Consider the following 202-nt stretch of genomic DNA (forward strand, 5'->3'; position numbering starts at 1 on the left):
AGTCTATGGGGTTCAAGGACGCTGGATAACTCAAAGAGTAAGTCCGATGTCTGTTTGAACTCGTGCTCCTTTTCTTCTTCAATACCTAATGCCTGCAGCCTGAGCTTCGGCCAGACGGATAAAAGTCGGAAGCAGTGAGCCAGTTGGCTGAGGCAGGATGCATTTGTACCTTCACTGCCCTCCACCGCAAGCGCAGCCCAGT

1 protein-coding gene is annotated in these 202 nt (G+C 52.0%); it reads right to left on the minus strand.

The window, feature by feature from the left end:
- On the minus strand, positions 1-202 hold a 202-nt coding region (locus tag E1189_RS24820), incomplete at both ends, for a hypothetical protein (RefSeq protein WP_230459991.1).

Origin of the sequence: Parendozoicomonas verongulae (genome assembly GCF_009711465.1) — a bacterium.
Classification (GTDB): domain Bacteria; phylum Pseudomonadota; class Gammaproteobacteria; order Pseudomonadales; family Endozoicomonadaceae; genus Sansalvadorimonas; species Sansalvadorimonas verongulae.